This window comes from Streptomyces sp. XY006, assembly GCF_002237655.1.
GTDB classification, from domain to species: Bacteria; Actinomycetota; Actinomycetes; order Streptomycetales; family Streptomycetaceae; genus Streptomyces; species Streptomyces levis.
In genome coordinates this window covers 134,097-154,859 of record NZ_NOKT01000007.1, presented here as the reverse complement: position 1 = coordinate 154,859, position 20,763 = coordinate 134,097, and the positions used below count along the sequence as shown (strand labels likewise).

At 71.3% G+C, this 20,763-nt stretch carries 40 protein-coding genes; 37 read left to right on the top strand and 3 right to left on the bottom strand.

Annotation, left to right across the window (positions count from 1 at the left end):
* The first annotated feature begins 47 nt into the window (after positions 1-47).
* The 16 genes from CHR28_RS10545 (at position 48) to CHR28_RS10465 (ending at position 10,236) form a co-directional block, all read left to right on the top strand.
* Positions 48-449, top strand: a complete 402-nt coding sequence (locus CHR28_RS10545; protein WP_143655819.1) for a hypothetical protein — start codon at positions 48-50, stop codon at positions 447-449.
* Positions 446-1,060, top strand: coding sequence for a hypothetical protein (locus tag CHR28_RS10540; RefSeq protein ID WP_094053281.1), 615 nt, complete (start codon positions 446-448; stop codon positions 1,058-1,060). Before CHR28_RS10545 ends, CHR28_RS10540 begins: the two co-directional genes overlap by 4 nt.
* Before the next feature lie 232 nt (positions 1,061-1,292).
* Entirely contained in the window at positions 1,293-1,646 is a 354-nt protein-coding gene (locus CHR28_RS37730; RefSeq protein WP_094053280.1) for a hypothetical protein, read from the top strand.
* The gene (locus CHR28_RS10530) at positions 1,643-2,227 is read left to right on the top strand and encodes a hypothetical protein (RefSeq protein WP_094053279.1); all 585 of its coding nucleotides are present in this window, start codon (positions 1,643-1,645) and stop codon (positions 2,225-2,227) included. The genes CHR28_RS37730 and CHR28_RS10530 overlap by 4 nt, the downstream gene beginning before the upstream one ends.
* Entirely contained in the window at positions 2,224-2,502 is a 279-nt protein-coding gene (locus CHR28_RS37725) for a hypothetical protein (protein WP_094053278.1), read from the top strand. Before CHR28_RS10530 ends, CHR28_RS37725 begins: the two co-directional genes overlap by 4 nt.
* Positions 2,499-2,780, top strand: a complete 282-nt coding sequence (locus CHR28_RS10520; RefSeq protein WP_094053277.1) for a hypothetical protein — start codon at positions 2,499-2,501, stop codon at positions 2,778-2,780. Before CHR28_RS37725 ends, CHR28_RS10520 begins: the two co-directional genes overlap by 4 nt.
* A complete protein-coding gene (locus tag CHR28_RS10515; protein ID WP_094053276.1) occupies positions 2,777-3,622 on the top strand; it encodes a hypothetical protein in 846 nt (281 codons plus the stop codon). Before CHR28_RS10520 ends, CHR28_RS10515 begins: the two co-directional genes overlap by 4 nt.
* Position 3,623: 1 nt before the next feature.
* Entirely contained in the window at positions 3,624-4,625 is a 1,002-nt protein-coding gene (locus CHR28_RS10510; RefSeq protein WP_094053275.1) for a recombination directionality factor, read from the top strand.
* Positions 4,626-4,683: 58 nt separating this feature from the next.
* Positions 4,684-5,436, top strand: coding sequence for an exonuclease domain-containing protein (locus tag CHR28_RS10505; RefSeq protein ID WP_094053274.1), 753 nt, complete (start codon positions 4,684-4,686; stop codon positions 5,434-5,436).
* Positions 5,436-5,912, top strand: a complete 477-nt coding sequence (locus CHR28_RS10500; protein WP_094053273.1) for a hypothetical protein — start codon at positions 5,436-5,438, stop codon at positions 5,910-5,912. The genes CHR28_RS10505 and CHR28_RS10500 overlap by 1 nt, the downstream gene beginning before the upstream one ends.
* A 181-nt stretch (positions 5,913-6,093) precedes the next feature.
* Positions 6,094-6,606, top strand: a complete 513-nt coding sequence (locus CHR28_RS10490; protein WP_094053271.1) for a hypothetical protein — start codon at positions 6,094-6,096, stop codon at positions 6,604-6,606.
* Entirely contained in the window at positions 6,603-7,463 is an 861-nt protein-coding gene (locus CHR28_RS10485; RefSeq protein ID WP_094053270.1) for a hypothetical protein, read from the top strand. Before CHR28_RS10490 ends, CHR28_RS10485 begins: the two co-directional genes overlap by 4 nt.
* Positions 7,460-8,059 carry a WhiB family transcriptional regulator gene (locus CHR28_RS10480; RefSeq protein ID WP_094053269.1) on the top strand — a complete coding sequence of 200 codons (600 nt, stop codon included), beginning with the start codon at positions 7,460-7,462 and terminating at the stop codon, positions 8,057-8,059. The genes CHR28_RS10485 and CHR28_RS10480 overlap by 4 nt, the downstream gene beginning before the upstream one ends.
* Before the next feature lie 169 nt (positions 8,060-8,228).
* Positions 8,229-9,434, top strand: coding sequence for a T4 RnlA family RNA ligase (locus CHR28_RS10475; RefSeq protein WP_094053268.1), 1,206 nt, complete (start codon positions 8,229-8,231; stop codon positions 9,432-9,434).
* A gap of 95 nt (positions 9,435-9,529) precedes the next feature.
* Positions 9,530-9,859, top strand: a complete 330-nt coding sequence (locus tag CHR28_RS10470; protein ID WP_094053267.1) for a hypothetical protein — start codon at positions 9,530-9,532, stop codon at positions 9,857-9,859.
* Positions 9,860-9,912: 53 nt separating this feature from the next.
* Complete coding sequence (locus CHR28_RS10465; RefSeq protein ID WP_094053266.1) at positions 9,913-10,236, top strand: hypothetical protein; 324 nt, start codon at positions 9,913-9,915, stop codon at positions 10,234-10,236.
* A 57-nt stretch (positions 10,237-10,293) separates the two neighbouring features.
* On the opposite strand, the gene CHR28_RS10460 is transcribed toward CHR28_RS10465, so the two are convergent.
* Positions 10,294-10,533, bottom strand: a complete 240-nt coding sequence (locus tag CHR28_RS10460) for a hypothetical protein (RefSeq protein ID WP_094053265.1) — start codon at positions 10,531-10,533, stop codon at positions 10,294-10,296.
* 209 nt (positions 10,534-10,742) lie between these two features.
* Between CHR28_RS10460 and CHR28_RS10455 the strand changes: the two genes are divergently transcribed.
* The 15 genes from CHR28_RS10455 (at position 10,743) to CHR28_RS10390 (ending at position 18,347) form a co-directional block, all read left to right on the top strand.
* The gene (locus tag CHR28_RS10455) at positions 10,743-11,624 is read left to right on the top strand and encodes a helix-turn-helix domain-containing protein (RefSeq protein ID WP_179272383.1); all 882 of its coding nucleotides are present in this window, start codon (positions 10,743-10,745) and stop codon (positions 11,622-11,624) included.
* A 23-nt stretch (positions 11,625-11,647) separates the two neighbouring features.
* Entirely contained in the window at positions 11,648-12,337 is a 690-nt protein-coding gene (locus CHR28_RS38780; protein WP_306437562.1) for an ATP-binding protein, read from the top strand.
* Positions 12,334-12,645: a hypothetical protein gene (locus CHR28_RS10445; protein WP_094053262.1), complete on the top strand. Its 312-nt coding sequence runs from the start codon at positions 12,334-12,336 to the stop codon at positions 12,643-12,645. Before CHR28_RS38780 ends, CHR28_RS10445 begins: the two co-directional genes overlap by 4 nt.
* Positions 12,642-13,016, top strand: a complete 375-nt coding sequence (locus CHR28_RS38775; protein WP_094053261.1) for a hypothetical protein — start codon at positions 12,642-12,644, stop codon at positions 13,014-13,016. Before CHR28_RS10445 ends, CHR28_RS38775 begins: the two co-directional genes overlap by 4 nt.
* Positions 13,013-13,834: a DNA adenine methylase gene (locus tag CHR28_RS10435; RefSeq protein WP_094053260.1), complete on the top strand. Its 822-nt coding sequence runs from the start codon at positions 13,013-13,015 to the stop codon at positions 13,832-13,834. The genes CHR28_RS38775 and CHR28_RS10435 overlap by 4 nt, the downstream gene beginning before the upstream one ends.
* A 190-nt stretch (positions 13,835-14,024) precedes the next feature.
* Positions 14,025-14,186 carry a hypothetical protein gene (locus CHR28_RS37720; RefSeq protein WP_179272382.1) on the top strand — a complete coding sequence of 54 codons (162 nt, stop codon included), beginning with the start codon at positions 14,025-14,027 and terminating at the stop codon, positions 14,184-14,186.
* Complete coding sequence (locus CHR28_RS10430; RefSeq protein ID WP_094053259.1) at positions 14,183-14,443, top strand: hypothetical protein; 261 nt, start codon at positions 14,183-14,185, stop codon at positions 14,441-14,443. The genes CHR28_RS37720 and CHR28_RS10430 overlap by 4 nt, the downstream gene beginning before the upstream one ends.
* Before the next feature lie 32 nt (positions 14,444-14,475).
* Complete coding sequence (locus CHR28_RS10425; protein WP_094053258.1) at positions 14,476-14,856, top strand: DUF4326 domain-containing protein; 381 nt, start codon at positions 14,476-14,478, stop codon at positions 14,854-14,856.
* Positions 14,853-15,023 carry a hypothetical protein gene (locus CHR28_RS37715; RefSeq protein WP_179272381.1) on the top strand — a complete coding sequence of 57 codons (171 nt, stop codon included), beginning with the start codon at positions 14,853-14,855 and terminating at the stop codon, positions 15,021-15,023. Before CHR28_RS10425 ends, CHR28_RS37715 begins: the two co-directional genes overlap by 4 nt.
* Positions 15,024-15,078: 55 nt before the next feature.
* Positions 15,079-15,450 (top strand): hypothetical protein, encoded by a 372-nt coding sequence (locus CHR28_RS10420; protein WP_094053257.1) that lies wholly within the window; start codon positions 15,079-15,081, stop codon positions 15,448-15,450.
* A gap of 97 nt (positions 15,451-15,547) precedes the next feature.
* Positions 15,548-15,904, top strand: a complete 357-nt coding sequence (locus CHR28_RS10415) for a hypothetical protein (RefSeq protein ID WP_094053256.1) — start codon at positions 15,548-15,550, stop codon at positions 15,902-15,904.
* A 55-nt stretch (positions 15,905-15,959) separates the two neighbouring features.
* Positions 15,960-16,994 (top strand): hypothetical protein, encoded by a 1,035-nt coding sequence (locus tag CHR28_RS10410; RefSeq protein WP_094053255.1) that lies wholly within the window; start codon positions 15,960-15,962, stop codon positions 16,992-16,994.
* 278 nt (positions 16,995-17,272) lie between these two features.
* Positions 17,273-17,545, top strand: coding sequence for a hypothetical protein (locus CHR28_RS10400; protein WP_094053253.1), 273 nt, complete (start codon positions 17,273-17,275; stop codon positions 17,543-17,545).
* Positions 17,542-17,973: a hypothetical protein gene (locus CHR28_RS10395; RefSeq protein ID WP_094053252.1), complete on the top strand. Its 432-nt coding sequence runs from the start codon at positions 17,542-17,544 to the stop codon at positions 17,971-17,973. Before CHR28_RS10400 ends, CHR28_RS10395 begins: the two co-directional genes overlap by 4 nt.
* On the top strand, positions 17,970-18,347 hold the full coding sequence (locus CHR28_RS10390) for a hypothetical protein (RefSeq protein WP_094053251.1): 378 nt from the start codon (positions 17,970-17,972) through the stop codon (positions 18,345-18,347). The genes CHR28_RS10395 and CHR28_RS10390 overlap by 4 nt, the downstream gene beginning before the upstream one ends.
* Positions 18,348-18,483: 136 nt before the next feature.
* On the opposite strand, the gene CHR28_RS10385 is transcribed toward CHR28_RS10390, so the two are convergent.
* On the bottom strand, positions 18,484-18,954 hold the full coding sequence (locus tag CHR28_RS10385) for a hypothetical protein (protein WP_094053250.1): 471 nt from the start codon (positions 18,952-18,954) through the stop codon (positions 18,484-18,486).
* Positions 18,955-18,964: 10 nt separating this feature from the next.
* Positions 18,965-19,297 (bottom strand): hypothetical protein, encoded by a 333-nt coding sequence (locus CHR28_RS10380; protein WP_143655817.1) that lies wholly within the window; start codon positions 19,295-19,297, stop codon positions 18,965-18,967.
* Between the two features lie 140 nt (positions 19,298-19,437).
* Between CHR28_RS10380 and CHR28_RS37710 the strand changes: the two genes are divergently transcribed.
* The 6 genes from CHR28_RS37710 to CHR28_RS10370 all read left to right on the top strand — a co-directional run bounded on the left by CHR28_RS37710 (position 19,438) and on the right by CHR28_RS10370 (position 20,757).
* Positions 19,438-19,593: a hypothetical protein gene (locus CHR28_RS37710; protein ID WP_179272380.1), complete on the top strand. Its 156-nt coding sequence runs from the start codon at positions 19,438-19,440 to the stop codon at positions 19,591-19,593.
* A complete protein-coding gene (locus tag CHR28_RS10375; RefSeq protein ID WP_094053248.1) occupies positions 19,590-19,841 on the top strand; it encodes a hypothetical protein in 252 nt (83 codons plus the stop codon). Before CHR28_RS37710 ends, CHR28_RS10375 begins: the two co-directional genes overlap by 4 nt.
* Positions 19,838-19,981, top strand: a complete 144-nt coding sequence (locus CHR28_RS37705) for a hypothetical protein (RefSeq protein ID WP_179272379.1) — start codon at positions 19,838-19,840, stop codon at positions 19,979-19,981. The genes CHR28_RS10375 and CHR28_RS37705 overlap by 4 nt, the downstream gene beginning before the upstream one ends.
* Before the next feature lie 102 nt (positions 19,982-20,083).
* On the top strand, positions 20,084-20,278 hold the full coding sequence (locus tag CHR28_RS37460; RefSeq protein ID WP_143655815.1) for a hypothetical protein: 195 nt from the start codon (positions 20,084-20,086) through the stop codon (positions 20,276-20,278).
* Positions 20,278-20,430, top strand: a complete 153-nt coding sequence (locus CHR28_RS37700) for a hypothetical protein (RefSeq protein WP_179272378.1) — start codon at positions 20,278-20,280, stop codon at positions 20,428-20,430. Before CHR28_RS37460 ends, CHR28_RS37700 begins: the two co-directional genes overlap by 1 nt.
* Positions 20,431-20,511: 81 nt before the next feature.
* Positions 20,512-20,757: a hypothetical protein gene (locus CHR28_RS10370; protein WP_094053247.1), complete on the top strand. Its 246-nt coding sequence runs from the start codon at positions 20,512-20,514 to the stop codon at positions 20,755-20,757.
* Positions 20,758-20,763 lie beyond the last annotated feature (6 nt).

Genomic DNA, 20,763 nt, shown 5'->3' with positions numbered 1-20,763 from the left:
CCCGGTGACGACCCCAGACCCACTGCACCAAGAACAGGAGTGGATCGATGACGAATCCTACGGCCCTTCCCGGCCCGAGCGTCCACGTGATGACGCTCATCAAGGCTCCGCTGCCGGACGCCGAGAAGTCTCGGGCGCTGGCGCAGAACCGCAACGCCTTCACCGTGGACTGCCTGATCGACAGCACGGGGCTTCCTGCTCCGGTGCGGATTCCGCGCCCGGACCACGTGCACGTGATGGTCGCCGACGTGGACGACCTCGGCGAGTGGCTGCGGGAGTTGGGCGGCGAGATCCACGTGAGCCCGGAGTTCGAGGGCGTGGAGTTGTGGACACTGCACGCATCGACGGAGCTGTGTGAGGACGGGACGAGCACGCGAGTGCTGGTGTCGGTGCCGGTCCCGGCCGGTGAGCTGGTCATGCACTGGATCCGCGCGGCGGTGAAGCGGTGAACCCGCGGCGGGTCAACGCGGCGGCCGGGGTGATTCACGGTTCGCAGGTGGCGGGGAAGCGGACGGCTACGGGGTTGGCGGCTGATCTGGAGGCGGCGTGCTTGTTGCAGTCGCCGGAGACGGCCGCCGAGCAGGTCGAGCTGCGGACGAAGGTAGAGGAGCTCGACTTCCTGCACCGCACGACGCTGCCCGAGCTGCGGCGTGAGGTTGAGCACCACAAGGACGGCAAGGCCCGCTGGCGGAAGCGCGCGGAGGCTGCTGAGGCCCGGGTCGCCGAGTTGGAGCAGCGCGAAGCTCAGTGGGCGGCTGCCGAGCGGATCGTCTCGGAGGCTCGCGACAAGGGCACGGATCTGATCGACACGTGCCTGATCGCTGATGCGCTGGGCGTTGGCGCCGAGGCGGATGGGATCACGCGGCGGATCGCGCCGACCCAGGCCCTGCGTGAGGACGTGCCGCCGTTGCGCGGCCGGGCCCTGCTGGACGCCCTGACGGTGGAGCGCGCCGAGAAGGCGCACAACCAGCGTCTCGGCATCGAGGAACCTCACGACTCGCCGCTGCACCACGACTACCGGCTCGGCCGGGACCAGCCCCAACCGGACGCCGCGCCGTGACGCATGTGCTGGTCGGGTGGTGCACGATCCACGCCGTCATCTACCTGGGCCTGCTGATCCTCGCGTTCTGGATCGCCCAGTGGGTGTGGATGGTCGCCTCTGACCGTAGGTCGCGGCTGTCTCGCCGCCGCCCGCCGACGCCGCGTGTCCCGCACTGGGCGCGGACCGGCCACCTCCCTCCTTCCTCTTCTCGGCCTCCGGGCCGTCACCGCAAGCACTCCGGGAGCTCCCGATGATCACTTCCACGAAGCCGCAACTCTCCTTCGAGCTCAGCGCCGACCACCTTCGTTCCGTTCTCCGCGTCGATCAGATCCGTACCGACACGCTGGTGCAGCTGGTGCAGCACTGGGGTGAGCCGCAGTCCCGCGACGACGTGATCGCCGCGCTCGACGAGCTGGCCGCCGTGATGCAGGGCCCGCGCCGTGAGGGCGAGCTGGACGCGGCGCTGGAGCAGGTCGAGGACGTGGCGGGGATGGACTCGCCGCAGGTCGAGGTGTCCATCCAGGACACGCACCGCCTGCACGCCGAACTGACCCGCGTCGACACGGTCCTGTCCCGCTTCAACCCCGAGCGGAGGACCGCATGAGCCTCGCGACCATCGCCGCCGTGTCCCTGCCGCAGCAGGTCTACGCCCACACGGCCGACCATGACGTGGCGCTGACCGCCGACCCGGCCCGCTTCCGCCCCGTCCAGGGCATCGGCACGGGCTGGGTGAAGCCGAAGGGCGGCACCGGGCTGTGGACGTCCCCGGTCACCGCGCGCACCGATGACGGCGCCCCGGCGGACAGCGCATGGCTGGAGTGGTGCCGCTCCGAGATGGAGTCGGACACCACCGGCCTCATGCTCACCGAGGTCACCCCGGTGCGTGACGCGCGGCTGCTCCTCATCGATGACCAGGCGCACCTGGTCTCGATCGTCGAGGAGTTCCCGCAGAGCGACAGCCAGTGGGTCGGCCGGGGCCGCCTCTACCCGAACTGGGAGGCGCTGGCCGCCGCCGGGTGGGACGGCGTGTACCTGACCGACCGGGGGCAGTGGGCGACGCGCCTGCCGAAGTCGGGCCCGGATCTCTACGGCTGGGACCTGGAGTCGGTGCTGTGGCTGCGTCACGCGTACACGGTGGGTCGGACGGTCCGCTCGTCGGCGCCGAGCAAGGCGGTGGCGTCATGACGCGCCCGATCTCCGACCTGGACGTGCCGCTCACCCGGCTCCAGTCCGACATGCACGACCTGGTCGTCCGGCAGCGGGCACAGCTCGCGAGTGAGCGGCTGGCTGAGCGTCTCGGTCGGGCTCAGTGGCTGGTCGCGCACCCGGACTGGCCCACCGGCCACGCCGCACCGGGAGAAGCCGCCGAGTACCGGCACCTCCTCTACGACGCCGACCCCGACGCCACCGTGCCCGCATTCCCCTACCCGTCCGCCTGTGACCCGAAGGACCAGCCGTGAACCACCCCGCCCCGCACCCGCTCGCCGGGCGCACCGTCACCGTGACGGCCGCCCTCAACGGCCATCTGCCCTCCGAGCACGAGTTCACCGTCGAGGACTGGAACGACCGCGTCTTCGGCCAGTCATGGATGACCATGCAGGGCCACCCCGCCTCCCTCATGTACGCGATGCGGTCCGCCGTGGCCTCGCTGCCGCCGGACAACGAGGTCGTCTACGGCAAGGTCGGCGGGCTCGGCCACCTGGTGCACGTCAACGAGATCAAGGACGGCATCGCGTGACGAACCCCAAGCACGCCCGGGACACCGCGCAGGGCCGCTACTACACCGACCCTGCCGGCGGACCCGACCTCGTCTCCGTCACCAACGTCATCGACACCGCCGTCAACAAGTCCATGGCCCTGGTGCCGTGGGGAGTGAAGGTCACCCTCGAATACGCCCTCGACCGGTGGAACGTCATCACCGACCGAGTCGCCGACGACCGGGCCGCGCTCACCAAGGAACTGAAGGCCGTCCACCGCGATGTCCGCGAGCAGGCCGCGGACCTCGGCGACCGCGTCCATGACGCCGCAGAAGCCCGGGTCCTCGGCGCCCCGGTCGCCGACGACCCGATCGTCACCCCTTACGTCGGACAGCTCGACATCTGGCTCGCCTCGTGGGGCGTCGACCTCAACGAGCACGTCGAAGCCACCGAGATCACCTGCCTGCACCGCAGGTTGGGCTACGCCGGCACCGCGGACCTGATGATCTGGCTGCCCACTGGGCCCGGCGGCCGGCTGGAGCTGTGGCTCATCGACTACAAGTCGTCCGCCACCCGCCCCGCCAAGTCCGTGTACCCGGAGAACACGCTCCAGCTCGCCGCGCTCCGCTACTGCGAGTCCGTGCTGCTCCCGGACGACACCGAGCAGCCCATGCCCGCCATCGAGCGGACGGGCGTACTCAACCTCCGTGCCGGCAGCCACGCCCTGGTGCCGATGCCCGCCGACCGGGTCGCGCACCGCGCGTTCCGCGGCGCGCTGGAGACCACCCGCTGGCTGCACGCCGCGCCGCACACCTATCCCGCCCTGTTCGCTCCCGGGCACGAGCCCGCGCCGAAGCGACGCACGACTCGAAAGGCAGCCTGACATGGGGTCCCGGCTCCGCAACATCCAAGCCCGCGCGGCCGAGCACGGGCGGCTCCGCACCGGCTACACGCAGGGCAACCGGCCGATGCGCTCGTCGACATGGGTGGTCACCTCCCACTCAGAGGAGCACGTCCGCACCGCCGCGAAGCTGTGGGGTGGTGAGCCCGAGCAGTGGTCGCCGCTGAACTCGACGATCTCGCAGTGGCGGGTCATCACGAAGGCGTCGTCGATCGAGGCGCTCATCACCCCCGGCGACCCGCTGAACCAGTACAACGAGATGTGGTCCAAGGGCGGGTGCCAGCGCCGCTGCGACGGTGAGACCGAGCTGCTGTCCCGCCAGGCCTGCCTGTGCGCCCGGCAGTTCGGTGAGGACTGGCACCTGCAGCCGAAGGGCCGCGTGTGCTCGACCACGTCCCGCCTGAACGTCATGCTGCCGGACCTGTCTGGGATGGGCATGTGGCGGGCCGAGACGCACTCCTTCTACGCGGCGCAGGAGTGGGGCGGCATGGTCGACATGGTCCTCGCGGGGACCGACGGCCGCGGGTTCGTGCCGGTGACGCTGCGGATCGAACCGCGGCAGCGGGTGGCGGACGGCCAGACGAAGAAGTTCCCGGTCGTGGTGGTCGAGCTGCGTGGTGTCACGCCGCGGCAGGCGCTGGCTGGGCCGATGAACGCGGCGACCGCGCTCGACCCGGGGGCGGCGCGCCAGCAGCGCGCTGCGATCGAGGCACCGCGGCCGGACTACCTCGCCGAAGCGGCGGCTGCGCTTACGTCGGACGACGTGCGCGACGTGTGGATGCAGGCCCGGCAGGCGGGCCACGTCCACCCGAAGGGTGAGGACGAGCTGTCCAAGCAGCTCATGAAGCTCGCCGCGGAGAAGGACGCCGAGGCCGAGCAGGCCCGGAAGGAGGCGGAGCCCGACGAGGACGGCGCCTACGAGGTCGAGGTCGTCGAGGACCCGGCGCCCCCGTCCTGGCCCGCCGTGGCCCAGCCCCCCGCGTAGCCCGCACACGAACGGCGGCCCCGCGGGCAGTGCGGGGCCGCCTGGCTCAGGAGAACACATGAACCAGCACACCGACCAGCAGGCGCCCTGGTATCTCGGCCGCCTCGCCGGCTTCGACATCGAGAGCACGGGCGTCAGCCCGGAGAAGGACCGCATCGTCACCGCGTGCGTCGTGCAGTGCGGCGGCAACCAGCCGGTCGCCTCCGCCACGTGGATGGCTGACCCCGGGGTGGAGATCCCGGAGGGTGCGGCGGCGGTGCACGGCATCACCACCGAGCGGGCCCGCGCCGAGGGCCGCCCGGCCGGGGAGGTCGTCGAGCAGGTCGTCACCGCCCTCACGGCGGTGGTCCTGTCGGGGATCCCGGTCGTCGCGATGAACGCCGCCTACGACCTCACGATGCTCGACCGGGAGGCCCGCCGGCATGGCGTGCAGCCCCTCACCGAGACCGTCGGCGACGACCTGCGGGTGGTGGACCCGTTCGTCCTCGACAAGCACGTCGACCCGTACCGGCGCGGGAAGCGGACGCTGACGGACCTGTGCCGCCACTACCAGGTGCCGCTCGACGCCGCGCACGACGCCGCGGCGGACGCGGTCGCAGCGTGCCGGGTGGCGTGGCGGATCGCTTCCACGCACGCCGCGATCGGCGGCGCGTCGCTCGACGACCTGCACAAGCAGCAGACGGAGTGGGCGCGGCAGCAGGCGGAGTCCCTCGCCGACTACTTCCGCAACACGCCCGGCAAGGAAGACCGCGCCCGGTTCGTCCGCGGCGACTGGCCGCTCATCCCGCACCAGCGATCGGAGTCCCTGTGATGCCCGTTTCCCGTGCCACCCACGAAGCCCTGAAGACCGCGCACGCCGCCCTGAAGGCCAAGTACAGGGAGTCGGAGCGGAAGATCGCCGCCTACGAACTGACCGGCCGCAGCACCGACACCGCGACCGCGGACACGATCACCCGCCTGCACGCCGAGGCAACCGCGCTGCGCGGCCTCGTCGCCAACCTGATCGTGGGTCTGGAGGCGACGGGCCGGGGCGAGGAGGCGTCGGACCTGCGCCGCCAGCTCGGCTCTGCCGGTGTGGACCTGACAGACGAGATCGCCGCCCGCCAGCCGTCTCCGGACGTGCTGCCTGCGAAGCGGGTCTACACCGTGGCGGAGTCGCGGCTCGTGGCGGAACTGCACCGCCGGAACAAGGCGGCGGGCGCGCTGGAGGACCAGCTGTTCGACGTGCAGCGCGTGAACGAGGCGCAGGCCCTGCTGCTCCGCCAGGCCGAGGGGAGCCCGGCGTGAGGCTCACCCTGCGCCACCTGTGGCGCGGCCACGGGCGGCACCGTTCCCAGCGTCCGTATGCGGCTCTCGTTCAGCAGGCGTTCGTGCACTGCCGGTCGTGTGGGGTGGAGACCGCGGCCACCGTCCACGGCGCCGCCCTCCGCTGCGCTGAGGGCCACCTCGTCACCCCGGGAGCCACCGCATGACCGCGCCCCGAGTCCTCGCGCTCGACCTGTCCATCACTGCCACCGGCTACGCCCTGCCGGACGGCGCCACCGGCACCTTCAAGGGGCCGTGGAAGGGCGACTGGCGACTCGTCGCCATCAAGACCGCCGTCGCCGGACACGCCGACGCCATCGACCTCGCGGTCATCGAAGACCTCCCCACCCACGCCAAGGCCGCCGGCATCACCGGCATGGTCCACGGCGCAGTCCGCACCGTGCTGCTGGAGGCAGACGTTCCGTACGTCCTCATCACCCCGGCCACGCTCAAGGCCTACGCCACCGGCAAGGGCAACGCCGACAAGACCGCCATGGCCATCGCCGCTCTCAAGCGCGCGGGCCGGGAGTTCCCGGACGGCAACCAGTGCGACGCCTGGTGGCTCCGCGCCGCCGCCCTCGACTGGTACGGGCACGCGGAGTTCACCCTGCCGCAGGCCCAGCGCGACCGGCTCACCAAGGTCACGTGGCCCGACCGAGCGGAGGTGACCCAATGACCGTCCGCGCTGACGTCGCCGAGCTGCTTCGCGCCGGGTACGGCGACCGCACCATCGCCCGCCAGGCCGGCGTCACCCTCGGCTCCGTCACCCGCGCCCGCGCCGAACTGGGCCTGCCCAAGGCCCGCGGCGGCATCAAGGGCGCCGGCTCCCCGGAAGACCTGTTCTGGCAGCGCGTGAAACCCGTCGACGGCGACCACCTCGAATGGACCGGCCACCGCAACGGCAAGGGCACCCCCACCCTCCACTGGAAACGCGACAACTACAGCGCCTACAGGCTCGCGTTTCAGATCCGGCACGGCCACGAACCCAAGGGCTACGCGTTCGTCACCTGCGAGCACGAGGGCTGCGTCGCCCCGGGCCACATCGGAGACTCCGCCGTCACCGCGCGCCCCGCCCACCACCGGGGCGCCATCGGCCGGAAGCCGAACGGCACCCGCGAGGAGATCGTCGCGCTCCTCAAGGAAGGCCTGTCCGACAAGCAGATCGGGAACCGTCTGCGCACCAACCCGAAACGGGTCTCCAAGATCCGCGCCGAGGAGCAGGTGCCGGCCGTCGTCCCCGTGGCGCTGACCTTCGCCGAGCAGTGGGCGATGCACACCGAGCCGGTCGACGGCGGCCACGTGCGCTGGACCGGCCGCTTCCGGGGCGACTCGCCTGCCGTGACGGACGCCGGCCGCACGATCAGCGTTCGCCGTGCCGCGTTCGAGCGATTGCACGGCCGTCCTCCGGTGGGCCCGGCTGCTCCGGGCTGCGGCTACGGCCCGTGCGTGCGGCCGGAGCACCTCGAAGACCGGGCCATCCGCCAGCGCACCAACTCCCTGTACGACGCGATCTTCAGAGCGGAAGCAGCATGAGCAACTACACCGGAGCCGTCCCGGAGTCGAAGCGCAAGCCGGACTGGCGGACGCAGGCCGCGTGCCGCGCCGACAGCGTGAAGCCGGACGAGATGTTCCCCGACAACAACGAGCACGGCATCGCCCACGCCAAGGCCATCTGCGCGTCGTGCCCCGTGGCGATGGCCTGCCTGCAGCACGCGCTGCTCACCGGTGACAACGAGCACGGGATCCGCGGTGGCCTGAAGCCGGCTGAGCGACGCGCCGTCGCCAAGATCGTGCGGGACCGGCATCGCAGCGAGCAGGCCGTCACCGCGGCGATGCAGCAGGTGCTCTATCCGGCCACGGCCCGGCGCAGCCTGCGGGACGTGTGGGAGGAGCACACCTATCCGATGCCGGACGGGCACCTCGGCTGGAACGGGTCGCTGACGTTCTCGTGGCGCGGCCACTCCTACGCCCCGAAGCGCACCTCGTTCGCCCTGGACCGCGGGCACGACCCGGAGGGGATCGTGCGGCGCACGTGCCCGGTCGTCGAGTGCGTGCATCCGCTGCATCTGGAGGACAACGCCGAGCGCAAGCAGCGCGTCGCCGCGAAGCAGCAGAAGACCGCGGCATGACCCCGGCTGATGGGCCCGTCTGCGACATCCCCGGTGCGCATGACGGGCCTGTCCGCCCCTACCCCTGCGGGCCCCGGTGCAGCGCGCACAGCCCGTGGAAGGCGCGGGGCCTACCCGAACCACCACCCGGACTCCAGCCCGCACCACGGGCCACACGAAAGGACGCGCCATGACCGCGCTCCACGAGCTCATCCCGGCAGACGAACTGGCCACAGCTCTCGATGCCAGGCTCGTCACCCGCAAGCAGCACCCGCACCTGCCGCTGTCGATCTACACGTACACGCGGACCGCGCAGTACTCCCGCGCCTGGACCACTGCCACGCTCCGCTGCCGGGGCCTGATCGTCGACGACACGACCGGCGAGATCGTGGCGTGGCCGTTCCCGAAGTTCTTCAACGTCGGCGAGCACGGCCACGGCAACGACTACGCCCCGCCGCTGCCCGACGAGCCGTTCGAGGTGTACGACAAGGTCGACGGCAGCCTCGGCATCGTCTTCCACTACGCCGACGGATGGCACGTCGCCTCCAAGGGATCGTTCACGAGCGAGCAGGCCCGGTGGGCGCAGGGCTGGCTCGACGAGGGAGACACGTTCCTGCTGACGCCTGGAGTCACCTACCTCGCGGAGATCGTCTACCCGGAGAACCGGATCGTCGTCGACTACGGTGGCCGCCACGACCTCGTTCTCCTCGCCGCGTTCGACGCCGACGGTCGCGAAGTCCGCCTCTCCTACGCCGCGCAGGACTGGCAAAACCTCGGCACGGTCGTCCGCACCTGGCCCGCCCTGCCGCTGCCCGAACTGGTGAAGCTCACCGAGTCCAACTCCCGCCCCGACGGCACCCCGACGTCCGGCATCTCCACTGAGGGCTACGTCATCCGCTACGCGTCCGGTCTCCGCGCCAAGGCGAAGCTGTCGGAGTACGTCCGCCTCCACAAGGTCCTGACCGGCATCACCGAACGGGACATCTGGCGGATGCTCGGCATGCAGAAGTACGCCGACCAGCCGCCGAAGGTCGTGGCGAAGGCCCTCGGCTGCCCCGCCGACGAGATCACCGCGCTCCAGAGCAGCGGCCATGACCCGCTCGCCGCGCTCCTCGACGCCGTACCCGACGAGTTCGACCAGTGGGTCAAGTCCGTCGCGGCCCGGATGGAGGAGCAGGCGGCCGTACTCGCCGAGCGCGTTACCGAGGAGTACGCGGCCATCGCCCACCTCGCCAGAGACCGAGGCGAGTTCGCCCGTGCCGTCCAGCGCATCGACGGCCAGGCCGTGCGCGCCTGCATGTTCCTCATGCTCGACGGCCGCCCGACGGGCCTGCACCTGTGGCGAGCGATCCGTCCCGAGACGACCGCGCCCTACGTGCAGGACGACGAGACGTGACCTGCCCCCGCTGCTCTACGCCGCTGCCGCCCGGTGCTGGTTTCTGCCGGGCGTGCAGCGCCCCCATCGGCCACTAACCACCAGGAAGACACGACATGGGACTCCACCACTCCGTCTACCGCGGCTACGGCTTCGAGGTCCCCGCCACGACCGACTTCGAGCGGCTGGACAACGTCCTCGCCAACCAGCCCGACGGCGAGCGCCTCGGCCGCATCCAACGCCTCTTCCTCGGCGACTCCGAGCGGCTCTTCCTCCTCGCCATCTGCGAGGAGGTCGAGCCCGCTGGCTTCGCCCAGGTCACCGCCGACGACTACCGCCGGTACGAGCTTCCGGTCTGGAACACCGTCCTCCACGACACGGCCGTCCGGCTCGGCCACGAGGTTCATCCCGAGCCGTCCTGGCTCGTCCTGCACGACTACAGCTGACCGACCACACGGCGAGCCCCGCACCCCCGGTGCGGGGCCCCCTGGAGGACCCGATGCCCGCGATACAACCCACCCTCGACGGCACCCAACCCGCGACCGCCCCGGACTACCACACGTGGGTCGACCAGGTACGGCCCGCGTTCGTCACCGCGGCGCGCACCGGCCGCCTGTTCACGAGCTACGAGATCGCCAAGCAGCACGACCTGCCCGAGCCGCCGAACCCGCGTGCCGACTGGGGAAACCTCGTCCTCTCCCTCGTCCGCGACGGCGTGATCGAACACGTGAGCTTCGACCGCTCCCGCCGGCCGACGGGCGAGCGCTCCGCCGTCGGCGTCTGGCGCGGCACCCGCGCCGCCCAAGCCGGCCGCGCCGCGTAGCCACACGACGAAGGCCCCGCCGAAACGGGGCCCGCAGATGAGAGGAGGGGGACGGTGTCAGGACTCGGCGATGTTCTTCGCAGCGCGCACGTCCTCGACCTCGCGCACCAGCCGGCGGACGTGCTCGCGGGTGTACCCAGTCACCGCGACGACCTCGGATTGCTTCATGCCCGCCTGTATGGCGTCGGCCATGACGGTTGCCAGGGCGGCGCGTGCGGCCTCGGCACGGTCCTCGGCGGTCTTCTTCGCGCGCACTGCCTTCCGCAGGGCAGCGACGGTCTCTTCGGTGGCGGGCATGCCTGCATGTTCGCACATGGAGGTGGCCACATGGAAGCCCGCCCCTCTGACTCCCCCAAGACACTCGCGTGTGGCCACATGCATGTGGCATCATGGATGTGCGCAAGAGATCCATAACGGGCAGCCGAACAGTCATGCCCTGACCAGCGCAAACGAGAGAGAGAACGTTGAGTACCGATGCAGTCGAGTGGGCCATGGACCACGCGCCCATGCTGCGTACCGAGAAGGGCAAGCCGGACACCACAGCCCGGCACGTCCTCCAGGCGCTCGCCGAGCACGCCCGGTCGGACGGCACGAACGCTCACCCCTCCGTGCTGCGCATCCAGTACCGCACGGGCTACGACCGCACCACCGTCCAGAGGGCGCTTCGCCGCCTGGAGGCAGGCGGCCTGATCGCTCGCGACGGGGTCACTGAGGGACGCACGCGCTGGAAGCTCGCGATGCACCTGTGCCGTCCGGCGACCGACTGGACGGATCTGGAGCGCGAGGAGGACGACTTTCGCGCTGCGGCTGCTGAGCGGAAGCGCCGGTCTCGCTCGAAGGGTGTCACGCACTCAGAGTCCGTGACTGTCACAGGCGGAGAAGGCGTGACCGTCACGGACGCAGAGTCCGTGACCGCCGATGTCACGCACTCAACGCCTAGCCGTCACGCACTTAAAGTCCGTCCGTCACGGACGGAACGCCGCCCTAACCACCAACAACCGTCAGACAACCAACTACCAAAAGACTCTTCTTCGCCTGCGGCTCAGGCAGACGAGCCCACCGAGCAGCTGCACCTCGAAGCCTTCGGCGCCTTCTGGCTGACCTACCCCAAGCGCAAGGCCAAGGAAGAAGCCCGCAAGGCCTGGATCGCCGCCATCGAACGCGGCGCCGACCCGCAGCACATCGTCGACGCGGCCAAGAACTACGCCCACGAGCGCGCTGGCCAGGACCCCAAGTACACGAAGTACCCGGCCACCTGGCTCAACAAGGGCTGCTACGACGACGAGCCCGACCCCCAGCCCGGCCCCCACCTCCGCGCGGTCTCCGGCGGCTACCAGCCGTACCGCAACCCCGTCAACGAAGACGCCTACGACGAACCCTTCTTCTAGAAAGCCCACACCCCATGGACCACATGACCCGCATAAACCTCACCGGCTGGGACGACGCCCTCACCGCACACAACCTCACCCCCGACCAGATCAACGACATCACCGGCGACCCCTACGACCGCTGGTCGATCGCCCGCAAGGAAATCCACCACGCCACCCAACACGTCCCGTTCATCTACCAGCGCGCCCTCCCCGACCAGCCCGAAGTGAAGGCCTGGGCCGACTCCCTCATCGCCGCGAGCCGCGAGCAGTCAGCCGGCCGCGTCACCACCAGCGTCGGCCGCCACCGCTCCCTGCTGCTCCTCGGAGTCACCGGCACCGGCAAAACCCACCAGGCCTACGGCGCCCTCCGCTACCTCGCCCCCACCGGCATCACCTGGCGCTGGACCGCCACCAGCTCAGCCGACCTGTACGCCGCGCTCCGGCCCCGCGCCGGCGTCGACAGCGAGACCGAGTTCCGCAAGTACGCGCACGCCCCGCTGCTCCTCCTCGACGACCTCGGCGCCGCCAAGTCGAGCGAGTGGGTCGAAGAGATCAACTTCCGGCTCGTCAACCACCGGTACGAGAACCAGCTCCCCACCATCCTCACGTCGAACGTCCTCCCCAAGGAGCTCATCGACCGCGTCGGCGACCGCGTCTCCTCCCGGTTGATCGAGATGTGCGACCGCGTCGTCATCAAGGGCGGCGACCGCCGCAAGCAGGCCGCCGCATGAACCTCACCCTCGCCATCCTCGGCGCGTTCGCCCTCGGCTACGCCGCCCGCTGCGTCCGCCCACTCGACCGCATCGACACATGGGCCTGGGACCAGGTGTACCGACGCGCCCGCGAGCTGCGCGACGGCCCTGCACGGAAGCGGCCGGGATGGTGGGCGGCTCAGGCCGTGTTCGCCGTCGAACTCCTCGTCGCCCTGGTCGTGCGCCCCCGACACACGGTGAACGCCTGGAAGCACCGCAACGACCCGCCCCCGCCCCGCAGCCCCGCCGTGAAGATCCGCGACGTCAGCGAGGAGACCGGCCCGTGAACCTCACCGAGCAGGACGTCGCCGTGCTCCGCCGCAACCCCGGCGACCTCCTCCGCCTGATCAAGCAGGCCCGCACCAACGCCGCACAGGAGAACACCCGCCGCCGCGCCCTCGTCCTCCGCCACCCCGACCTCGCCGAACGACTCACCCAACCCCCCATCGGCCACACCACCCCCCAGCACTGGACCGGCTACGTGCCGCCCGAGTACGACGCCCCCTCCGTCGGCGGCAGCCAGCCGATCAACAACAGCCCCATCCGCGCCGCGCTCGCCGCCCTCGTCGCCGAAGCCGAAGCACGCGACACCGCCGGCCACAACTTCCCCCAGCAGCGCACCACCGCCGCACAGATCACCGAGGAGGCCAACGCGTGAAGAGCCCCGTCCCGTACTTCGGCAGCAAGCAGCGCGTCGCCCCCTGGATCGTCTCCCTGCTGCCCGACCACGACCACTACGTCGAGCCCTACGCCGGCGGCCTCTCCGTCCTCCTCGCCAAGCCCCCGTCCCGCATGGAGACCGTCAACGACCTCGACGGCGAACTCATGACCTTCTGGCGCGTCCTCCGCGAGCGGCCTACCGAACTGCTCCGGGCGTGCGCCCTCACCCCGCACGGCCGCGCCGAGCTCGCCGCCACGTTCGAGCCCGCCGCCGACGACCTGGAGCTCGCCCGCCGCATCTGGTCCCGCCTCGCACAGGGCCGCTCAGGCACCCTCCGCAACACCGGCTGGCGGCACTACATCGACCCCGCAGGCTCCGCGACATCCATGCCCGGCTACATGGACGGCTACGTCGACCGGCTCGCCGCAGCTGCCGAACGCCTGCACGCCGTCTCCCTGGAGACCCTGCCCGCGCTCACGCTCATCGGGAAGTACGGGGCACAGCCCGACGTGCTGCTGTACGTCGACCCCCCGTACCTCGGCACGACCCGCCCGTGGTCGAACTACCGGATCGAGATGAAGACCGAGGGCGAGCACCGCGAGCTGGCGGCCGCACTCGCCGACTGCCGCGCCGCCGTCGTCCTCTCCGGCTACGACAGCCCGCTCTACGCCGAGCTCTACGACGGCTGGCACCGGTACACGCAGCAGACCATGACCGGCAACGCCACCAGCGCCAAGGCCCGGACCGAAGTGCTCTGGTCCAACCGGCCACTCGGCGACCAGCTCGATCTCTTCACCGCGGCGGCGACGCAGTGACCGCCCGCCGGCCCGGCGCCCCCATGCCCGACGAACTCCGCAACCGCCTCGGCGCACACCCCGCCCGCAGCATCCCCTGCCCCCACTGCCGAGCCCCCGAACGAGCACCCTGCACCACCCGAACCGGCAGGCGACTCCAGACCCCGCACCCCGCACGAATCGACGCCCACCACGCACAGGAGACCAACGCATGAGCACCACCCCCAACGGTTGCCGCTGGTGCGGCCTCGCCCAGCGCGGCCACGCCCGACGGTGGAAGCCGCCCATCGGCTGGCACCAGTGGCAGCAGCCCACCCAGCAGCAGATCAAAGACCGCATGCGGGCCCGCCGCGCAGAACGGACGAACGCATGACCATCGCCGCCCACACCTGCATCACCGTCGCCTGCGATGTCTGCGGCTACGCCTACGACGAAGACGAGTACACCGCCCACTTCGCCGACCTCGACGAAGCCCGCAAAGCCCTCACCGGCACCGGCTGGACCATCACCGCCGACCGCAAGGTCTTCTGCGCCTCCGGTGACACCGACCACCAAGCCGCCCTCGACGCCCTCATGCCGCCCGAGCCCACAGTCCAGGTCCCCGGCCAGCTCGCCATCGACGAGACCTGACCGTCCGCCAACACGCACTCCGGAGCCAACCCATGAGCAGCACCCCGCCCATCCGAGTACAGCGCCGCCGCACCAAGGGATGGCGCAAGCCCAACAACTGCGTGATCGTCACCCGACCGTCCCGCTTCGGCAACCCCTTCACCATCGCCGGCGCCATGGAATGGGGCGGCGCCGAAACCACCGAACAGGCACGCAAGCTCTGCGCCCACGCCTTCCGATCCTGGCTCCGCGGCAACCGCGACTACTGGATGGGCGCCAAGGCCGACGCCACCCGCGAACGGATCCTCGCCGGACTGCCGGAGCTGCGCGGCAAGGACCTCGCCTGCTACTGCCCGCACCCCGCCGAGGGCGAGCCGGACCACTGCCACGCCGCCGTCCTCCTGCAACTCGCCAACGAGGAGCCCGCGCAATGAGCCCGCTGGATGCGCTGCTGCTGGAACTCGTCCCCACCCGCCCCGACCCCGCACCACCCCGCGGCCCGTGGACCGAGCAGCAGCAAGACGAGCACTGGGCGCAGCTATGCGAAGCCGTCGGCACGCCCGGCGCGCCACGGCCCAGCGCCCAGCCGGCCGCCGCCTGACTGCCCCACCACCCCACCCCGCCCCACACCGGGCACCAACACCGAGGAGACACCTGTGAGCACCGATCACGCCCCGCTCACCGAACAGCAGATCGCCGACATCGACGCCCGCGCCAGCGCCGCCACCGATGGTCCGTGGGAGCGATACGAGAAGTACGGCCCCGACTTCTTCGCCTGCACCAGCGGCTCGTACCTCCGAGGCGTCGGCACGTTCAACTTCGGCGACGGCACGGACGCCGACGCCGACGAGGAGTTCGTGAAGCACGCGGTCCAGGACGTCCGCGCGCTGCTCGGCGAGATCCGCCGCCTGAAGGCGCAGCGGAAGTACCTCATCACCCAGCTCGCGAAGCGGGACGCCGAGTCCGGGGCGGGCGACCGGGCGCTGGCGGAGTTCCTGCGCGGCCAGCCGGACGAGCCCACCCCGTGACACGCAGACGGCCCGCGCTGTCCGTAGCAGCGCGGGCCTCCGCTCAGCGTCCCACACCACCCACCCCCGCCCGCACAGCCACCACCAGGAGCAGCACATGGCCATCGCGCCGGAGATCATCACGGACCCCGAGACGGAAGCCACCCACTACGGCATCCCCGTCGCCCACATCGGCGAGGACGGCGACATGCTCGCCCTCGGCCACCCCGGCATCCGCCGCGCCTTCGCCGCCTTCAACCGCCACGCCCGCGTGTTCTGCCACCTCGCCAACCTCGCCGACGACAGCCACGCCACGGTCGGGGAGTGGGAGGACGCCATCACCGAACGGTGGGCGATCTTCCGGAAGCCCGACCCGAGCAACGACTACGAGGACCCGGAGTGCGAGTGGGTCGCCGGGTGGGTCGACGAGGGCACGCCCGGTGCCCAGCCCGTGACCGTCCTCGACGTCTGCTGACCGCCCACCCGTTGGCCGCCCCTGCCCCGGGGCGGCCCCACCCCTGGAGCCACACATGACCACCGACCACACGCACGGCTTGTCCGTGCAGCATGCCGACGCCCTGTGGGACGCCGTCGCCATCCCCGGGCCGGCCACGCCGACGTTCACCGAGCAGCACGAGCGGGTGTGCGTCGCCGTGGCCGAGATCATCGACGAAGTGACCGCCGTCGGGGAGGAACCCGAGCAGGCCGCACTCCGTGACCGCATCCGTCGCGCCGTCTGCGAGGCCGAGGGGTTCGCCTGGGACAGCGACACGCTGGAGCCCGACGAGTACGGCGAGGTCGCCGACGCGGTGCTGGCCGTGCTGCCGCCGCCCGTGTCCCGGGCCGACGTCTACCGGGAGCTGGCCGACCAGCAGGAGCAGACCGCAGCTACGGACGTGATCCGCAGGCGCCGCAGCATCGCGACCGCCCGCCGACTGTTCGCCGTCGAGTTGCGCCGCATGGCCGACGAGGCGCAGCCCGACGACACCGTCCACGCCTGCCCCGGACGGTGGGGCGGCCCCGGCTGCAAGTGCTTCGACGACGAGGCGCAGCCCGGCACCGAGGCGCCCGCCGACGTCCGCCACGCCCGCGAGGCCCTGTACACCGCCGCCACCGGCACCGGCCGCATGCCCGAACACGACGCAACCCGACACCTCACCACCCTCACCCAGGCCGCCGAGGCACCCATTCGGGACTGCCCGGACGACTGCCCGTGCCACCGCGTGTGCATCGGCCGCCCCCGCCAGCCCGGCGCCGACCGGCGCGACGACTACGAGTTCACCACCGGTCACCTGATCACCTGTTTCGCCAAGACGGGCGGCAGCCGCGACCCGAACTGCCCCTGCGTCGCCGAGGCGCAGCCCGAGCAGCAGTGCCCTGTCTCCCTCGCCACGGTGTGCACAACTTGCGACCACACCCGCAACTGGCACGACACCACACGCGGTATCTGCCTCCTGTCCACCAGGCCTGGCGAGCAGTGCGACTGCTCCGGCTTCACCACGGAGGAGCAGACCGAGATCGGTGAGCCCGCCGCCGGGCCGCGGCAGGACGGGGCGCAGCCGTGACCGGCCCCCGCTGCCCCCGCGGGCACTTCCTCCCCGCCACCGGCACCTGCCGCTGCGCCCTTATACCCCCCGCACCAGGCGCCGCCGCCGGGACCGCCGAGACGCCGACCTCTGGGGCCAGGGCCTCACCGCCCTCCAGCGCTACACCATCCGCGACATACCCCTGACCGGGACCTACCTGTGACCGCCTACCTGCCCGTCCTCGCGTACATCGCCCTCGTCATCGTCACCGCCGGCCTGCCCCTCGCCCACTGGGCGCACATGCCCTGGAGGAACCGTTGAGCACCACCGCCGCCGCCTGGACCACCCTCGGCATCGTCCTCGCCGTGGCCATCGCCTGGAGCCACGCATGGTGGGCCCGCGGCCGATACGAGGACCGCCGCGAAGCCCTCCGCGCCGAACGCGCCGCCAGACCACCCCACCAGCGGCCCGGCCTGGAGGACGGCGTGGTCGCCGTCGCCCTGGCCGCCGCCTGCTGCGAGCGCTGGTGGACCTCCGCCGGCGCCGAGCACGAGCCCACCACCTGCACCCGGAAGGACCACCACGCATGACCCCCGCCGACGAACTTCGCACCGCAGCCGAGAAGCTGCGCGCCCTCGCCAGCGCGGCCGCCGCCGCCAGCGGCAGCCCCCACTGGCGCGCCACCCGTCTTATGCGCGAACTGCCCGACGCCACCTACACCACCCTCGGGACCGTCGACGGGCCGCCCTTCCTCCGGGGTGGCGGACGCGGAGGCCCGCCCGCCTACGTGTCCGCCCCGATCGGCGACTACATCGCCACCATGGGCCCCAGCGTCGGCCTCGCCCTCGCCGACTGGCTGGACCAGGCTGCGCGCTACCACGAGGCGGGCATCCAGGCCGCAGGCGACGTGTTCCGCGACGACACCGCCGGACGCGCAGCCTTCCTCACCACCGGCCCCGGCGCACCCTCGGAGCACGCCCTCGTCGTGGCCCGCACGATCAACGGGGAGCAGCGGTGAGCCAGACCAGCCACGACGCGAAGGCCGTCGTCCGCGCCATCGACGCCCTGACGACGCAGATCAAACGCCTCGCCGACGCCCAACAGACGCCCACCGACGGGATGGAAGGCCCGCTCGGCCGCGCCATCTACGACGTCATCCTGTGGACCCGTAAGCAGTGGCCGCCGCAGCGCGCTGACGATGAGCTGTGGCTGAACCCCGCCGACGAGGGCGCCTCCGTGCTGATCGGGGGCAAGGTGCTCGGCTATCAGGCGTGCGCCTCTGAGGAGGTGCCGCGCGGCAAGGCGTTGATCTACTGCAAGGCGCTCGGCGTGTATGTCGGCGAGGGGCAGACGCCGGATGCGCGCTTCGCTCTGATGCGTCTCCCGCTGTAGCCCCGGGAGCGGCTTGACGGGCATGCGACGCTGAACCTGCCGCACGGTCGTCCTGCTCTGCCGACCGGGCGGTGCTACTCAACGCGAACGCCCCCGGCCGGGTCACGACGGCCGGGGGCGCAGCTATGCGGTGGGGTCACTCTCCTGAGTGCTCGTACCCTTCGAGCCGTTCGCGGCGGCGCTTGACCGCTCCAGCGAACAGCCCCGTAGCCTCCAGGAACTCGATCTCGGCCAGCAGGCCCGCGCGCCCGGCCTCCCTCTCCTCTGCACCAGCGGCACGCGCAGCCTCTCGGGCAGTGTCGGCCGCCGCCCACGACTCCTCCAGCAGCCTCTGCCGGAGCGACCCCAGCTCCTTCCGTCGCCGCACAGCCTCCGTATCCGGGGTGCGGTACGACGGCGAGCCCATCGCGTTGTACCTCGGGCGCTCCTTGGCGATCGCCTTCATCTCTTCGCGGTACGCAGCGTTCCGGTGGCCGACCCACTCCTCAGTGCGGCGAGCGACCTCGGGCCACCATGGCTTCTTCCGGTGCTCCTTGCACCGCTCGCTCGGGTCGTAGGCCGACCCGATGTAGAGCAGCGCTCCATCGGCAGCCCACAGCCGGTACACGGCGGCGCGCCTACTCCGAGCCTCCGTCGTGGTTCTCTGCGTCGCGTTCGCTTGTGACATCCGGATGGGTCTCCCTCGGCTTGCTCGGCCGCTGACCCTGCCGCGACTTCCGGTTTCGGAAGTACGGCTCCAGCACGTTCCAGTCGAACAGCCGCATGCGGCCAACCTTGACCGCCCTGTCCATAGGGATGGGCCAGTCCGGGTCTTCCTCGGCGAGCTGCCGACACCGCTGGTGGGTCAGCTTGGGTAGCCCGGCGGCTTCGAGGCGCTCCGGCATCTGACCAAAAGTGATCAAGTCGGGACCTCCCTGCGCGCTTCTTTCATCCCCGGCGGGATTGGGCATGCCTCATCCTCTCAGACTTCCTTGTAAAGTTACAAGGAAGTCCGCTACTCTCGAACGGCACCAACAAGTACGGCCCCGACCGGGCTCTCACACACCGGTCGGGGCCAGTCATCCGCCTGCCGTGAACAGGAGAAATGACCGTGGCCGATCGTATCGACCCGCAGCACCAGACGCACGACCCCCGCACCTGCCAGCTCTGCGCGTCCCTCCGCCACCCCGCGCAAGCCGCCCAAGGCCGCGCCCTCCAAGCGCACCTCGCCGAGAACCCGCTCCCGCAGCAGGGAGCCGGCCGATGAGCGAGCAGCCGAGCACCGCCCCGGCCTCGCAGCCGTGGCCCGAGGGTGTCATCGCCCGCTACCTCACCGCCGCCGGCGCCACCGTCGACCTGAAGGCCGACGAGACCAAGCCCCACCACATCGACAGCGCCGAGTGCACCGGCTGCGGCTTCCAGATCGGCTGGGGCAGCGAGCACTACGCCCGCCAGGACGCCCAGACCCACGCCGAGCGCTGCCGCGCCCTGCCCAAGCCGGAGGCGCAGCAATGAGCGAGCAGAAGCCGGACCTCACCCCCCAGCCGAACCAGATCCTCGCCGAACCCGCCACGCCGCAACGGTGCGCCGAGGACTACGCCCAAGCCGCCGACATCCGCGACCGCATGGACCAACAGGACCGCCAGCACCGCTGACACCCGAGACCGCCGGGCGTGGTCGCCTACCCCGTCCCGCGCTCGGCACCCGACGCCGCCCCTCCCGCACTCCATTCCGTTCCCCCACGGGCGGGAGGGGCGGTGCCCACCAACGAAAGGACCACCGTGGCCAAGAACAAGCAGCAGCAGATCAAGGACTACCAGCAGGGCGCCGCCGACTGCCGGGAGGCGCAGAAGCGCATGCAGGCCGCCGGCAACACCGAGACCGCCAAGGCCTACGGCAACGCCGTGGACGCCAACCTCGACCGCATCAACGAGCTGAACGGCCGCGGCTGATGGGCGGCCTGGTGTTCGGATTCCGCGACGGGGAGCCCGTCACGCCCCAGGAGCAGGGCGTCGAGGTCGAATCGACCTTCACGGTGGAGCCGGGCGAGACCGTCACCGACGAGCACGGCAACACCTACACCTCCACCGCATCCGACGACTGACCAGTAGCCCTCGGCGCCCGTCTCGCACGGACGCCCTGGAGATCCGGCCAGCCCCCGCCCCACCGCCACCCAGGAGCAGCCATGCGACGCCGCCCCGACCACCTCATCCGCAACCTGTTCACCGCCAGCCTGATCATCCTCGCCGGCATGCACCCCGAGACCACCGCGCAGCTCGCCCAACTCGGCACGAGCCTGCTCCTCGGCATCGTCAACGGCATCGCCCAAGCCGCCGCCCAGCAGCCCGGCCCCGCCCTCCTCACCGCCGGCGCCATCTACATCGCCCACCAGATCCGCACCCACCGCCCCCGCGCCCGAGCGCACGCCTAACCCGGA